Here is an 11,930-nt window from a genome sequence, read left to right as displayed (position 1 = left end):
GTCCTCTCTTTTTTTAACCTTACTTAGAGTAAAGTTCGACGATCAAGTGTTCATTGATGTCAGCTGATAGGTCAGAACGCTCAGGCATACGCTTGAATGTACCTTCCATTTTGCCAGCATCTACTTCAATCCAAGTTGGCTTTTCACGTTGTTCAGCAACTTCTAGAGCCGCTTTAATACGAGATTGCTGTTTAGCTTTCTCGCGGATAGAAACAACGTCGTTTGCCGCTACTTTGAAAGAAGGAACGTTTACAACTTTACCGTTAACTAGAATAGACTTGTGGCTAACTAGTTGACGAGATTCAGCACGAGTGGCGCCAAAGCCCATACGGTAAACTACGTTATCAAGACGACCTTCAAGAAGCTGAAGCAGGTTTGCACCTGTGTTGCCTTTAAGACGTGCAGCTTCTTTGTAGTAGTTGCGGAATTGTTTTTCTAGAACGCCGTAGATACGACGAACTTTTTGCTTCTCACGAAGCTGAACGCCATACTCAGATAGACGACCGCGACGAGCGCCGTGTACACCTGGTGCGTTATCAATTTTACACTTGGTATCGATCGCACGGACACCAGACTTAAGGAATAAGTCAGTACCTTCGCGACGGCTAAGCTTAAGCTTAGGACCCAAATATCTTGCCATGATCTTTCTCCAATATTCCTAGAAACGAAACTTAAACGCGACGTTTCTTAGGTGGACGACAACCGTTATGAGGGATTGGTGTCGCATCAACAATGTTAGTGATACGGAAACCAGCAGCGTTCAGTGCACGAACAGTAGATTCGCGACCTGGACCTGGACCCTTAACCATAACTTCCAAGTTCTTTAGGCCATATTCTTTAGCCATTTCACCACAACGCTCAGCTGCAACTTGTGCTGCGAACGGAGTAGATTTACGAGAACCACGGAAACCTGAACCACCTGCTGTAGCCCATGCAAGAGCGTTGCCTTGACGGTCAGTGATAGTTACGATTGTGTTGTTGAAAGAAGCATGAATGTGCGCTACGCCATCAGCTACTTGCTTGCGTACGCGCTTACGCGCGCGAGTTGGTTGTTTTGCCATTGTACTCTACCTTATCCGACTATTTCTTGATCGGCTTGCGCGGACCCTTACGGGTGCGAGCGTTGGTTTTAGTACGCTGTCCACGTAGTGGTAGACTGCGACGATGACGAAGACCGCGGTAACAGCCAAGGTCCATAAGACGCTTGATGTTCATCGATACTTCACGACGTAGATCACCTTCTACAGTGTACTTAGCTACACCATCACGCAGTTGATCGATCTGCTCTTCAGTTAGTTCACTGATCTTAGCATCTTCAGCAATACCCACTTCAGCTAGAATAGCTTGAGAGCGAGTTTTACCGATACCGTAGATTGCAGTAAGTGCAATTACAGAATGCTTATGATCAGGAATGTTAATGCCGGCTATACGGGCCATTATTCACTCCTAAGGGGTTCATAAAAGAATTATCCGCAGCAAAGCCCGTTATGGATACGCTGCGGCATACTACTTCTTTTGCACGCAAAAGGTAGGCCGAGGAATATACTCGACTCTACCTTGTATTTCAAGTAAAAATTTCTGCTAATTAGCCTTGGCGTTGCTTATGCTTTGGCTCACTGCAAATCACGCGAACGACACCGTTACGCTTGATAACTTTACAGTTACGGCAGATTTTTTTAACGGAAGCACGAACTTTCATTGCTAAACTCCGTAAATGGAATCGAAATTGTTACCACCGAATTAACGGCCGTAACCCTTCAGATTCGCTTTCTTTAACACAGAATCATACTGTTGTGACATCAGATGAGTCTGTACCTGTGCCATGAAATCCATGATAACTACCACTACGATTAGTAGTGATGTGCCGCCAAAGTAGAAACGAACGTTCCACGCGACCATCATGAACTCAGGAATCAGACATATAAAAGTAATGTATAGAGCGCCCGCAAGGGTTAGTCTAGTCATCACTTTATCGATATATTTCGCTGTCTGCTCACCTGGGCGGATACCGGGTACGAATGCACCAGACTTCTTCAAGTTATCAGCTGTTTCACGTGGGTTAAACACCAACGCTGTATAGAAGAAACAGAAGAAGATTATAGCTGCTGCATAAAGCATTACATACAAAGGTTGACCTGGGCTAAGAGCTAATGACACGTCAGTTAACCAACCGAACGCGCTGCTTTCACCATTTTGACCAAACCACTGCGCTAATGTTCCTGGGAACAAAATAATACTTGATGCGAAAATCGCTGGAATAACACCTGCCATATTAATCTTAAGAGGCAAGTGAGAGCTTTGTGCTGCAAAAACTTTACGACCTTGTTGACGTTTCGCATAGTTAACGACGATACGACGTTGACCACGTTCCATGAAAACTACGAAGTAAATAACAGCAAAAGACAATACAGCAATCAACAGCAGAAGAAGCACATGCAATTCACCTTGACGCGCTTGCTCGATTGTTTGACCGATTGCAGAAGGCAATCCAGCAACAATACCTGCAAAAATCAGAATGGAAATACCATTACCGATTCCTCGCTCAGTGATTTGTTCACCTAACCACATTAAGAACATGGTACCAGTTACTAAACTCACGGTAGCAATAAGCGTAAACATGGTTTGGTTGATAACAACCAGATTGTCGACCATGTTTGGTAAGCCTGTTGCGATACCAATAGCTTGGAATGTTGCAAGTACAAGCGTGCCGTAGCGTGTATATTGGCTTATCTTACGACGGCCTGCTTCACCCTCTTTCTTGAGTTCCGCTAACGCTGGATGAACTACAGTTAGCAATTGGACTACGATCGATGCCGAAATGTACGGCATGATACCCAATGCTAATATAGATGCACGCTCAAGAGCACCACCGGAGAACATGTTAAACATTTCTACGATGGTACCTTTTTGCTGATCGAACAAATCGGCAAGTACAGCTGCGTCAATACCAGGGATCGGCACAAAAGAGCCGGCTCGGAATACTAAAAGTGCACCAATTACGAATAATAAGCGCGACTTTAGTTCACTTAAGCCGCTCTGAGCACTACGAAAATCTTGTCCTGGTTTCTTAGCCATCTGTACCTCGTTCCTCGAGATTATTCCTCGATTTTACCGCCTGCAGCTTCGATTGCAGCTTTAGCGCCTTTAGTCACGCGTAGACCTTTAACAGTCACAGCTTTGCTTAGGTCACCAGAAAGAACGATCTTAACAAACTCGATGTTCTTAGTGATAACGTTAGCAGCTTTAAGGCTGTTAAGATCAACTACGTCACCTGTTACTTTCGCTAGCTCAGCTAGACGAACTTCAGCAGACACTAGGCTCTTACGAGAAGTGAAACCGAATTTAGGTAGACGTTGTTTTAGAGGCATTTGACCGCCTTCAAAACCTGGACGAACAGAGCCGCCAGAACGTGACTTTTGACCTTTGTGACCGCGGCCACCTGTTTTACCAAGGCCAGAACCGATACCACGACCTACACGCTTCTTAGAAGGTTTAGAGCCAGCAGCCGGTGATAGAGTATTCAAACGCATTCTGATTACTCCTCAATCTTAACCATGTAGTAAACCTTGTTGATCATACCGCGTACGCACGGTGTATCTTCAAGTTCTACTGTATGGTTGATGCGACGAAGACCTAGACCTTTAAGACACGCTTTGTGCTTAGGTAGGCGACCAATTGAGCTTTTAGTTTGAGTTACTTTAATAGTTGCCATCGTGTGCTTACTCCGAAATAGATTCAACAGTTAGACCACGTTTAGCAGCAACCATTTCTGGTGACTTAACGTCTACTAGAGCACCAATCGTTGCACGAACGATGTTGATCGGGTTCGTTGAACCGTATGCTTTAGAAAGTACGTTATGTACGCCCGCAACTTCAAGTACAGCACGCATTGCACCGCCGGCAATAACACCTGTACCTTCTGCAGCTGGCTGCATGTAAACTTTAGAGCCCGAATGACGACCTTTCACCGGGTGGTGAAGAGTGCCTTCGTTAAGCGATACTGTAACCATGTTACGGCGCGCTTTTTCCATTGCTTTTTGAATCGCAGCAGGTACTTCACGAGCTTTGCCGTAACCGAAACCTACGCGACCGTTACCGTCACCAACTACTGTTAGTGCAGTAAAGCTCATGATTCGACCACCTTTAACCGTCTTAGATACACGGTTAACTGCGATCAGCTTTTCTTGCAAATCATTAGCTTGTTGTTGTTCTTTAGCCATCTTCCAACCCTACCTTAGAATTTCAGACCAGCTTCGCGAGCAGATTCTGCTAGCGCCGCTACTCGACCGTGGTATTGGAAACCAGAACGATCAAATGCAACTGAAGCTACGCCTTTTTCAAGAGCGCGCTCAGCAACAGCTTTACCAACTGCTTTAGCTGCATCAACGTTACCAGTGTTCTTAACTTGCTCACGGATCGCTTTTTCTACAGTAGAAGCAGCTGCGATAACCTCAGAGCCGTTTGCCGCGATAACTTGTGCGTAAACATGGCGAGGAGTACGGTGTACTACCAGGCGAGTTGCACCAAGTTCTGCAATCTTACGACGTGCACGTGTAGCACGACGGATGCGAGATGCTTTCTTATCCATAGTGATACCTTACTTCTTCTTAGCTTCTTTAGTACGCACATTTTCATCTGCGTAACGAACACCTTTGCCTTTGTAAGGCTCAGGAGCACGGTAAGAACGAATGTCAGCCGCAACTTGACCTACTACTTGCTTATCGCAACCAGTAATGATGATCTCAGTTTGGCTAGGGCACTCAGCTTTAATACCTTCAGGTAGAGCGTGCTCTACTGGGTGAGAAAAACCAAGAGTTAGAGCTACAGAGTTGCCTTTCATAGCAGCACGGTAACCAACACCCTTAAGAGTTAGCTTCTTAGTGAAGCCCTCAGTAACACCCACAACCATGTTATTAACTAGAGCGCGAGCTGTACCAGCTTGTGCCCATGCGTTAGTAACACCTTCTTTCGGACCGAAAGTTAGGTTGGTTTCTTCCTGTGCAATAACTACGGCGCTGTTAAGAACGCGAGTAAGCTCACCTTTGCTACCTTTTACAGTAACTTCTTGGCCGTTTAGTTTCACCTCTACGCCAGCTGGAATAGCGACAGGTGCTTTAGCAACACGAGACATAATCTACTCCTTAAGCTACGTAACAGATGATTTCACCGCCAAGACCTGCTTTACGAGCAGCACGGTCAGACATCAGACCCTTGGAAGTAGAAACAACTGCAATACCAAGACCACCCATCACTGTAGGTAAAGAGTCTTTATTTTTATAAACTCTTAGACCAGGACGTGATACACGCTTGATTTGCTCGATTACAGGTTTAGCTTGGAAGTACTTAAGAGTAACTTCTAGCTCAGGTTTTGCTTCGCTGTTAACAGCGAAGTCTACGATGTAACCTTCAGCTTTAAGTAATGCAGCAATTGCAACTTTAAGCTTTGAAGAAGGCATTTTTACAGCAACTTTGTTTGCTGCCTGACCGTTACGAACTCGGGTCAGCATATCCGAAATCGGATCTTGCATGCTCATAAGATTTACTCCAAATGATTAAGTGGCAATTACCAGCTAGCCTTACGAAGACCCGGAATCTCGCCTTTCATGCAAGCTTCACGAACCTTAATGCGGCTTAGACCGAATTTACGTAGGTAACCGTGTGGACGACCAGTTTGGTTGCAACGGTTGCGCTGACGTGATGCACTTGAATCACGTGGAAGAGATTGCAGTTTAAGAACCGCATTCCAACGATCTTCTTCAGATGCGTTTACATCGCTAATGATAACTTTTAGCGCAGAACGCTTTTCAGCGAACTTAGCTACTAGTTTTGCACGTTTAGCTTCACGTGCTTTCATTGATTGTTTAGCCATAACAGTAACCCTACCCTTACTTACGGAATGGGAAGTTAAAGGCAGCCAGCAGAGCTCGGCCTTCCTCATCGGAACCCGCAGAAGTCGTGATAGTGATATCAAGACCGCGGACACGATCGACTTTATCGTAGTCGATTTCCGGAAAGATGATTTGCTCGCGAACGCCCATGCTGTAGTTACCGCGACCGTCAAAAGACTTAGCGCTAACACCACGGAAATCACGTACACGTGGAAGTGCGATAGAGATTAAACGCTCTAAAAATTCCCACATGCGCTCACCACGCAAGGTTACTTTACAACCAATTGGGTAGCCTTCACGAATTTTGAAACCAGCTACAGATTTACGCGCTTTAGTGATAAGTGGCTTTTGACCAGAGATCGTTGCCATATCAGCTGCTGCGTTTTCTAGCAGTTTCTTATCGTTGATTGCTTCACCAACGCCCATATTTAGGGTGATTTTCTCAATCCTAGGGACTTGCATGACGCTTGTGTAGCTGAACTCTTTGGTAAGCTCAGCGACTACAGACGACTTGTAGTAATCATGCAGTTTCGCCATAGTAGAACTCCAAATTACTTCTAATTAGTTAGAAACAGTTTCGCCGTTAGATTTGAAGAAACGAACTTTCTTGCCATCTTCGATACGGAAACCGATACGGTCTGCTTTACCAGTAGCCGCGTTAAAAACAGCAACGTTAGAAGCATCAATAGCTGCTTCTTGTTCAACGATGCCACCTTGTTGACCTAGAGCCGGAACCGGCTTTTGGTGTTTCTTAACAAGGTTGATGCCTTCAACGATAACTTTACCAGTTGTCAGAACCTTAGTTACTTTACCTTTCTTGCCTTTATCTTTACCAGCAAGAATGATTACTTCGTCATTACGACGGATTTTAGCTGCCATATTGCCGCTCCTTACAGAACTTCAGGTGCTAGTGATACAATCTTCATGAATTTCGCGTTACGAAGTTCACGAGTCACAGGACCAAAGATACGTGTGCCGACTGGTTGCTCAGTAGTGTCATTTAACAATACACAAGCATTACTGTCGAAGCGAATGACAGAACCGTCTGGGCGACGAACGCCTTTACGGGTGCGCACTACTACCGCCTTCAGAACATCACCTTTCTTTACTTTACCGCGAGGAATCGCTTCCTTCACTGTAACCTTGATGACGTCACCGATATGTGCATAACGGCGGTGAGAGCCACCCAGAACCTTAATACACATTACCTTGCGCGCGCCAGAGTTATCTGCTGCGTCAAGTGTACTTTGCATCTGGATCATTGTTAGTGCTCCGCTAAATATTAAAACTAGACCCTCTCGGGTCGGGCTGCCTCTTTAAAAGGGACGCGAATTGTACCACCCTTTTTTTAAATTGGGTAGACAAAAAACAAGCGGCTCCAAAAAATTATTTGGAGCCGCTTATAAGTTATAGAATTACAAAGATTAAATCTTCGCTTTTTCTAGAACTTTAACCAATGTCCAAGACTTAGTCTTAGACAGAGGACGACACTCAGCGATTTCAACTTTGTCGCCTAGGCCACAAGTGTTGTCTTCGTCGTGTGCGTGTACTTTAGTCGTGCGTTTGATGAACTTACCGTAAATTGGGTGTTTTACAGTGCGCTCAATAGCAACAACGATAGACTTGTCCATCTTGTCACTTACTACACGGCCTTGCTGGATGCGGTTAGTTTCGCTCATTATGCGCCTGCCTTTTCAGTCAAAACAGTTTTCACACGTGCGATGTCACGGCGTACAGCTTTTAGAGTATGAGTTTGCTGTAGTTGACCAGTTGCAGCTTGCATGCGCAAGTTGAACTGTTCACGTAGCAAATTCAATAGCTCAGCGTTAAGCTCTTCAACGTTCTTTTCGCGTAGATCTTGTGCTTTCATCACATCACCTGCTTAGTTACAAAAGTAGTTTTAACAGGCAGTTTACGTGCCGCTAGGCGGAACGCTTCACGTGCCAACTCTTCAGGTACGCCATTCATCTCGTACATAACTTTGCCTGGTTGGATTTGAGCAACCCAGTACGCAACTGAACCTTTACCTTTACCTTGACGAACTTCAAGAGGCTTTTCAGTAATCGGTTTGTCTGGGAATACACGGATCCAGATTTGACCTTGACGCTTAATGTGACGTGTCATAGCACGACGTGCCGCTTCGATTTGACGTGCAGTCAGACGACCACGGCCAACAGCTTTAAGACCGAATTCGCCGAAGCTTACTTCAGTACCTTTAGCTAGACCACGGTTACGACCAGTCATAACCTTGCGGAACTTAGTACGTTTTGGTTGTAGCATCGTTCGACTCCTTACTTACGGCCTTTACGCTGCTTCTTAGGCTTATCGCCTTTTGGCTCTACTGCGTTAGCAGCTGGCATACCGCCTAGAATCTCACCTTTGAAGATCCAAACTTTAATGCCGATCACACCGTATTGAGTGTGAGCCGAAGAAGTTGCGTAATCAATGTCTGCACGTAGAGTGTGTAGAGGCACACGGCCTTCACGGTACCACTCAGAACGTGCGATTTCAGCACCGCCAAGACGGCCGCCTACTTGTACTTTGATGCCTTTAGCGCCTAGACGCATAGCATTTTGTACCGCACGCTTCATTGCACGACGGAACATAACACGACGCTCTAGTTGAGACGCGATGCTATCAGCTACAAGCTGACCATCTAGCTCAGGCTTACGTACTTCAGCGATGTTAATTTGCGCTGGTACACCTGCGATTTTAGCTACAGCTGCGCGTAGCTTCTCTACGTCTTCACCTTTCTTACCGATAACAACGCCAGGACGAGCAGTGTGAATAGTCACACGGATGCTCTTAGCTGGACGCTCGATAACGATACGAGATAATGATGCTTTTTGTAGTTCCTTTGTAAGGAACTGACGTACCTTGAAGTCGCCGTCTAGGTTGTCAGCGAATTCGTTGGTATTAGCAAACCATGTAGCATTCCAAGGCTTAACGATGCCAAGACGAATACCATTAGGATGTACTTTCTGACCCATTGCTTACTCTCCTAGTCTTTAGCGATCTGCTACAACAATAGTGATGTGGCTTGAACGCTTCAAGATACGATCCGCACGACCTTTAGCACGAGGCATAATACGCTTCATGATAGGGCCCTCATCTACGAAGATTTTAGCGACATTTAGATCGTCGATATCTGCACCTTCGTTATGTTCCGCGTTAGCGATAGCTGACTCAAGAACCTTCTTAACTAATACAGCAGCTTTTTTGTTGCTGAAAGTTAGAATTTCTAGAGCTTGGTCTACCGACTTACCGCGAATTTGGTCTGCAACTAAGCGAGCTTTCTGTGGAGAAATACGAGCAAAGTTATGTTTAGCTAAAGCTTCCATCATCTACTCCTTATTTCTTCTTAGCTTTCTTATCTGCAGCATGACCGCGATAAGTACGAGTTGGTGCAAATTCGCCCAGTTTGTGACCGATCATTTCTTCGGTAACGAAAACTGGAACGTGCTGACGACCATTATGGACAGCGATGGTCAAACCAATCATTGTTGGGATGATCATTGAGCGACGGGACCAAGTCTTAATAGGCTTTTTGTCTCCGCTTTCCACCGCTTTCTCTACCTTCTTCAGCAAGTGTAGGTCAATAAAAGGACCTTTCTTGAGAGAACGTGGCATGGCGATTCCTCTTTATAAATTATTTAGTGCGACGACGTACGATGTACTTGTCAGTGCGCTTGTTCTTACGAGTCTTGAAGCCCTTAGTAGGAACGCCCCAAGGAGAAACTGGGTGACGACCACCAGATGTGCGGCCTTCACCACCACCATGTGGGTGATCCACCGGGTTCATTACTACACCACGTACGGTTGGACGTACGCCGCGCCAGCGTGAAGCACCAGCTTTACCAAGTTCACGTAGCATATGCTCAGAGTTACCAACTTCACCGATCGTTGCACGACCTTCAGAAAGAACTTTGCGCATCTCACCAGAACGTAGACGGATAGTTACGTATGCACCATCGCGAGCGATGATTTGAGCATAAGCACCAGCCGAACGAGCTAGTTGAGCACCTTTACCAGGCTTAAGTTCAACACAGTGTACAGTAGAACCTACTGGGATGTTGCGCATCGGCAGAGTGTTACCTGCTTTGATTGCAGCATCTACGCCAGATTGAATCTGGTCGCCTGCGTTAACACCTTTAGGTGCAATGATGTAACGACGCTCACCGTCTGCGTACAGAACTAGAGCGATGTTAGCACTACGGTTTGGATCGTATTCTAGACGCTCAACTTTCGCTGGGATGCCATCTTTAGTACGTTTGAAGTCAATTACACGGTAATGGTGCTTATGACCACCACCGATGTGACGTACTGTAATACGACCGTTGTTGTTACGACCACCGTTCTTAGAGTTTTTCTCTAGAAGTGGTGCGTATGGCTTACCCTTGTGTAGGTCAGCGTTAACAACTTTAACGACGTGACGACGACCAGGGGAAGTCGGCTTACATTTAACAATAGCCATTTTTACTACTCCTGTTATTCCGCGCCGCCAACGAAGTCAAGATCTTGACCTTCTTTCAAAGTAACGTAGGCTTTCTTAACGTCTGAACGACGGCCTTCACGCATACCTTGACGTTTGGTCTTACCCTTTAATACAAGAGTATTTACAGACTTAACTTCAACTTCAAATAGCTTTTCTACAGCTGCTTTGATCTCTTTCTTAGTTGCATCTTTAGCTACTTTGAAAACGATAGTGTTCGCTTTCTCAGCTGCCATAGTTGCTTTTTCAGAGATGTGCGGAGCACGTAGAACTTTTAAGATACGCTCTTCAGTGATCATGCTAGCATCTCCTCAACTTGCTTAACTGCGTCAGCAGTCATTAGAACCTTGTCGAAAGCGATTAGTGATACTGGATCAACACCAGCAACATCACGTGCATCTACTTTGTATAGGTTACGAGCAGCTAAGAATAGATTTTCATCTACTTCGCCAGTCACAATCAGAACGTCGCTTAGCTCAAGCTCTTTAAGCTTAGCTACAAGTTCTTTTGTTTTTGGTGCTTCTACAGAGAAGTTATCAACAACGATTAAACGCTCTTGACGAACTAGCTCAGAAAGAATGCTCTTCATAGCACCGCGGTACATTTTTTTGTTTACTTTTTGGCTGTGATCTTGTGGTTTCGCAGCAAAAGTAACACCACCTGTACGCCAGATTGGGCTACGAATTGTACCAGCACGTGCGCGGCCAGTACCTTTTTGACGCCATGGCTTAGCGCCACCGCCAGATACTTCAGAACGAGTCTTTTGAGCACGAGTACCTTGACGAGCACCTGCTGCATATGCAACAACTACTTGGTGTACAAGAGCTTCGTTGAAGTCACGTCCGAAAGTAGTCTCGGAAACAGTTAGTGCATCAGCACCTTTAACCATCAATTCCATTACTTACTCCTAGACGTTATGCTTTAACAGCAGGTTTTACGATCACGTTTCCGCCTGTTGAGCCCGGTACTGCACCTTTAATAAGGAGTAGATTGCGCTCAGCGTCAACACGTACGATCTCTAGGTTTTGAGTCGTTACACGCTCAGCACCCATGTGACCTGCCATTTTCTTGCCTTTAAACACGCGGCCTGGAGTTTGACATTGGCCAATTGAACCCGGTGCGCGGTGAGACAAAGAGTTACCGTGAGTCATATCTTGAGTAGAGAAGTTCCAACGCTTGATAGCGCCTTGGAAGCCTTTACCTTTAGATGTACCAGTAACGTCTACTTTTTTAATTTCGTTGAAAAGTTCTACGTTTAGCTCAGCGCCAACTTCAAACTCTTCGCCGTTTTCTAAACGGAATTCCCAAAGACCGCGACCTGCTTCTACACCCGCTTTCGCGAAGTGACCAGCTTCAGGTTTAGTTACACGGTTAGCTTTCTTAGCACCAGTAGTTACTTGGATTGCTGCGTAGCCGTCTGTCTCAAGAGTTTTAACTTGAGAAATACGGTTCGCTTCAACCTCAACAACAGTTACTGGGATAGAAACGCCTTCTTCAGTAAATACGCGGGTCATACCCACTTTACGTCCGACTAGACCAATCATTATTCT

The 11,930-nt window shown here is 45.5% G+C and carries 25 protein-coding genes; all 25 read right to left on the bottom strand.

The window, feature by feature from the left end:
• Positions 1-19: 19 nt before the first annotated feature.
• On the bottom strand, positions 20-640 hold the full coding sequence (gene rpsD / locus A136_RS00820; protein ID WP_004738777.1) for a 30S ribosomal protein S4: 621 nt from the start codon (positions 638-640) through the stop codon (positions 20-22).
• Between the two features lie 31 nt (positions 641-671).
• Complete coding sequence (gene rpsK, locus A136_RS00815; protein ID WP_004738778.1) at positions 672-1,061, bottom strand: 30S ribosomal protein S11; 390 nt, start codon at positions 1,059-1,061, stop codon at positions 672-674.
• Positions 1,062-1,080: 19 nt separating this feature from the next.
• Positions 1,081-1,437, bottom strand: coding sequence for a 30S ribosomal protein S13 (rpsM, locus tag A136_RS00810; RefSeq protein ID WP_004738779.1), 357 nt, complete (start codon positions 1,435-1,437; stop codon positions 1,081-1,083).
• A gap of 148 nt (positions 1,438-1,585) precedes the next feature.
• Complete coding sequence (rpmJ, locus tag A136_RS00805; protein WP_000868186.1) at positions 1,586-1,699, bottom strand: 50S ribosomal protein L36; 114 nt, start codon at positions 1,697-1,699, stop codon at positions 1,586-1,588.
• 41 nt (positions 1,700-1,740) lie between these two features.
• Positions 1,741-3,075 (bottom strand): preprotein translocase subunit SecY, encoded by a 1,335-nt coding sequence (gene secY, locus A136_RS00800; RefSeq protein ID WP_004738781.1) that lies wholly within the window; start codon positions 3,073-3,075, stop codon positions 1,741-1,743.
• Positions 3,076-3,095: 20 nt separating this feature from the next.
• A complete protein-coding gene (gene rplO / locus A136_RS00795) occupies positions 3,096-3,530 on the bottom strand; it encodes a 50S ribosomal protein L15 (protein ID WP_004736758.1) in 435 nt (144 codons plus the stop codon).
• Positions 3,531-3,535: 5 nt separating this feature from the next.
• Complete coding sequence (gene rpmD, locus A136_RS00790) at positions 3,536-3,712, bottom strand: 50S ribosomal protein L30 (protein ID WP_004736756.1); 177 nt, start codon at positions 3,710-3,712, stop codon at positions 3,536-3,538.
• Between the two features lie 7 nt (positions 3,713-3,719).
• Complete coding sequence (gene rpsE, locus A136_RS00785) at positions 3,720-4,220, bottom strand: 30S ribosomal protein S5 (protein ID WP_017061307.1); 501 nt, start codon at positions 4,218-4,220, stop codon at positions 3,720-3,722.
• A gap of 14 nt (positions 4,221-4,234) precedes the next feature.
• Positions 4,235-4,588, bottom strand: a complete 354-nt coding sequence (gene rplR / locus A136_RS00780; protein WP_004738784.1) for a 50S ribosomal protein L18 — start codon at positions 4,586-4,588, stop codon at positions 4,235-4,237.
• Between the two features lie 9 nt (positions 4,589-4,597).
• Positions 4,598-5,131, bottom strand: coding sequence for a 50S ribosomal protein L6 (rplF, locus tag A136_RS00775; RefSeq protein WP_017063712.1), 534 nt, complete (start codon positions 5,129-5,131; stop codon positions 4,598-4,600).
• 10 nt (positions 5,132-5,141) lie between these two features.
• Positions 5,142-5,534, bottom strand: coding sequence for a 30S ribosomal protein S8 (rpsH, locus tag A136_RS00770; RefSeq protein ID WP_017061309.1), 393 nt, complete (start codon positions 5,532-5,534; stop codon positions 5,142-5,144).
• Positions 5,535-5,563: 29 nt separating this feature from the next.
• Positions 5,564-5,869: a 30S ribosomal protein S14 gene (gene rpsN / locus A136_RS00765; RefSeq protein WP_004738789.1), complete on the bottom strand. Its 306-nt coding sequence runs from the start codon at positions 5,867-5,869 to the stop codon at positions 5,564-5,566.
• 16 nt (positions 5,870-5,885) lie between these two features.
• On the bottom strand, positions 5,886-6,425 hold the full coding sequence (gene rplE / locus A136_RS00760) for a 50S ribosomal protein L5 (protein WP_004738790.1): 540 nt from the start codon (positions 6,423-6,425) through the stop codon (positions 5,886-5,888).
• Between the two features lie 24 nt (positions 6,426-6,449).
• Positions 6,450-6,767 (bottom strand): 50S ribosomal protein L24, encoded by a 318-nt coding sequence (gene rplX, locus A136_RS00755; protein WP_004738792.1) that lies wholly within the window; start codon positions 6,765-6,767, stop codon positions 6,450-6,452.
• 11 nt (positions 6,768-6,778) lie between these two features.
• A complete protein-coding gene (gene rplN, locus A136_RS00750) occupies positions 6,779-7,150 on the bottom strand; it encodes a 50S ribosomal protein L14 (RefSeq protein WP_004736740.1) in 372 nt (123 codons plus the stop codon).
• A gap of 162 nt (positions 7,151-7,312) precedes the next feature.
• Positions 7,313-7,567, bottom strand: a complete 255-nt coding sequence (rpsQ, locus tag A136_RS00745; RefSeq protein WP_004736739.1) for a 30S ribosomal protein S17 — start codon at positions 7,565-7,567, stop codon at positions 7,313-7,315.
• Entirely contained in the window at positions 7,567-7,758 is a 192-nt protein-coding gene (gene rpmC / locus A136_RS00740; protein ID WP_004736737.1) for a 50S ribosomal protein L29, read from the bottom strand. The genes rpsQ and rpmC overlap by 1 nt, the downstream gene beginning before the upstream one ends.
• Positions 7,758-8,168: a 50S ribosomal protein L16 gene (gene rplP / locus A136_RS00735; protein WP_004736736.1), complete on the bottom strand. Its 411-nt coding sequence runs from the start codon at positions 8,166-8,168 to the stop codon at positions 7,758-7,760. Before rplP ends, rpmC begins: the two co-directional genes overlap by 1 nt.
• Before the next feature lie 11 nt (positions 8,169-8,179).
• A complete protein-coding gene (gene rpsC / locus A136_RS00730; RefSeq protein ID WP_004736734.1) occupies positions 8,180-8,878 on the bottom strand; it encodes a 30S ribosomal protein S3 in 699 nt (232 codons plus the stop codon).
• 18 nt (positions 8,879-8,896) lie between these two features.
• Positions 8,897-9,229: a 50S ribosomal protein L22 gene (gene rplV, locus A136_RS00725; RefSeq protein ID WP_004736732.1), complete on the bottom strand. Its 333-nt coding sequence runs from the start codon at positions 9,227-9,229 to the stop codon at positions 8,897-8,899.
• Positions 9,230-9,239: 10 nt separating this feature from the next.
• Positions 9,240-9,518 carry a 30S ribosomal protein S19 gene (gene rpsS, locus A136_RS00720; RefSeq protein WP_004736729.1) on the bottom strand — a complete coding sequence of 93 codons (279 nt, stop codon included), beginning with the start codon at positions 9,516-9,518 and terminating at the stop codon, positions 9,240-9,242.
• A gap of 19 nt (positions 9,519-9,537) precedes the next feature.
• A complete protein-coding gene (gene rplB, locus A136_RS00715; protein WP_010435149.1) occupies positions 9,538-10,362 on the bottom strand; it encodes a 50S ribosomal protein L2 in 825 nt (274 codons plus the stop codon).
• Positions 10,363-10,376: 14 nt separating this feature from the next.
• Positions 10,377-10,679 carry a 50S ribosomal protein L23 gene (rplW, locus tag A136_RS00710; RefSeq protein ID WP_004736765.1) on the bottom strand — a complete coding sequence of 101 codons (303 nt, stop codon included), beginning with the start codon at positions 10,677-10,679 and terminating at the stop codon, positions 10,377-10,379.
• Positions 10,676-11,278, bottom strand: a complete 603-nt coding sequence (rplD, locus tag A136_RS00705; RefSeq protein ID WP_004738803.1) for a 50S ribosomal protein L4 — start codon at positions 11,276-11,278, stop codon at positions 10,676-10,678. Before rplD ends, rplW begins: the two co-directional genes overlap by 4 nt.
• Positions 11,279-11,294: 16 nt before the next feature.
• On the bottom strand, positions 11,295-11,924 hold the full coding sequence (gene rplC / locus A136_RS00700) for a 50S ribosomal protein L3 (protein ID WP_004736763.1): 630 nt from the start codon (positions 11,922-11,924) through the stop codon (positions 11,295-11,297).
• Positions 11,925-11,930 lie beyond the last annotated feature (6 nt).

Origin of the sequence: Vibrio crassostreae 9ZC13 (assembly GCF_000272045.2) — a bacterium.
In the GTDB taxonomy this organism is placed as follows: Bacteria; Pseudomonadota; Gammaproteobacteria; order Enterobacterales; family Vibrionaceae; genus Vibrio; species Vibrio crassostreae_C.
This window is presented reverse-complemented; position numbering and strand designations above follow the sequence as displayed.

Excerpts from the sequence above, each read along its gene's own strand:
- rpsD (WP_004738777.1), bottom strand. The coding sequence starts at position 640 with ATGGCAAGATATTTGGGTCCTAAGCTTAAGCTTAGCCGTCGCGAAGGT.
- rpsK (WP_004738778.1), bottom strand. The coding sequence starts at position 1,061 with ATGGCAAAACAACCAACTCGCGCGCGTAAGCGCGTACGCAAGCAAGTA.
- rpsM (WP_004738779.1), bottom strand. The coding sequence starts at position 1,437 with ATGGCCCGTATAGCCGGCATTAACATTCCTGATCATAAGCATTCTGTA.
- rpmJ (WP_000868186.1), bottom strand. The coding sequence starts at position 1,699 with ATGAAAGTTCGTGCTTCCGTTAAAAAAATCTGCCGTAACTGTAAAGTT.
- secY (WP_004738781.1), bottom strand. The coding sequence starts at position 3,075 with ATGGCTAAGAAACCAGGACAAGATTTTCGTAGTGCTCAGAGCGGCTTA.
- rplO (WP_004736758.1), bottom strand. The coding sequence starts at position 3,530 with ATGCGTTTGAATACTCTATCACCGGCTGCTGGCTCTAAACCTTCTAAG.
- rpmD (WP_004736756.1), bottom strand. The coding sequence starts at position 3,712 with ATGGCAACTATTAAAGTAACTCAAACTAAAAGCTCAATTGGTCGCCTA.
- rpsE (WP_017061307.1), bottom strand. The coding sequence starts at position 4,220 with ATGGCTAAAGAACAACAACAAGCTAATGATTTGCAAGAAAAGCTGATC.
- rplR (WP_004738784.1), bottom strand. The coding sequence starts at position 4,588 with ATGGATAAGAAAGCATCTCGCATCCGTCGTGCTACACGTGCACGTCGT.
- rplF (WP_017063712.1), bottom strand. The coding sequence starts at position 5,131 with ATGTCTCGTGTTGCTAAAGCACCTGTCGCTATTCCAGCTGGCGTAGAG.
- rpsH (WP_017061309.1), bottom strand. The coding sequence starts at position 5,534 with ATGAGCATGCAAGATCCGATTTCGGATATGCTGACCCGAGTTCGTAAC.
- rpsN (WP_004738789.1), bottom strand. The coding sequence starts at position 5,869 with ATGGCTAAACAATCAATGAAAGCACGTGAAGCTAAACGTGCAAAACTA.
- rplE (WP_004738790.1), bottom strand. The coding sequence starts at position 6,425 with ATGGCGAAACTGCATGATTACTACAAGTCGTCTGTAGTCGCTGAGCTT.
- rplX (WP_004738792.1), bottom strand. The coding sequence starts at position 6,767 with ATGGCAGCTAAAATCCGTCGTAATGACGAAGTAATCATTCTTGCTGGT.
- rplN (WP_004736740.1), bottom strand. The coding sequence starts at position 7,150 with ATGATCCAGATGCAAAGTACACTTGACGCAGCAGATAACTCTGGCGCG.
- rpsQ (WP_004736739.1), bottom strand. The coding sequence starts at position 7,567 with ATGAGCGAAACTAACCGCATCCAGCAAGGCCGTGTAGTAAGTGACAAG.
- rpmC (WP_004736737.1), bottom strand. The coding sequence starts at position 7,758 with ATGAAAGCACAAGATCTACGCGAAAAGAACGTTGAAGAGCTTAACGCT.
- rplP (WP_004736736.1), bottom strand. The coding sequence starts at position 8,168 with ATGCTACAACCAAAACGTACTAAGTTCCGCAAGGTTATGACTGGTCGT.
- rpsC (WP_004736734.1), bottom strand. The coding sequence starts at position 8,878 with ATGGGTCAGAAAGTACATCCTAATGGTATTCGTCTTGGCATCGTTAAG.
- rplV (WP_004736732.1), bottom strand. The coding sequence starts at position 9,229 with ATGGAAGCTTTAGCTAAACATAACTTTGCTCGTATTTCTCCACAGAAA.
- rpsS (WP_004736729.1), bottom strand. The coding sequence starts at position 9,518 with ATGCCACGTTCTCTCAAGAAAGGTCCTTTTATTGACCTACACTTGCTG.
- rplB (WP_010435149.1), bottom strand. The coding sequence starts at position 10,362 with ATGGCTATTGTTAAATGTAAGCCGACTTCCCCTGGTCGTCGTCACGTC.
- rplW (WP_004736765.1), bottom strand. The coding sequence starts at position 10,679 with ATGATCACTGAAGAGCGTATCTTAAAAGTTCTACGTGCTCCGCACATC.
- rplD (WP_004738803.1), bottom strand. The coding sequence starts at position 11,278 with ATGGAATTGATGGTTAAAGGTGCTGATGCACTAACTGTTTCCGAGACT.
- rplC (WP_004736763.1), bottom strand. The coding sequence starts at position 11,924 with ATGATTGGTCTAGTCGGACGTAAAGTGGGTATGACCCGCGTATTTACT.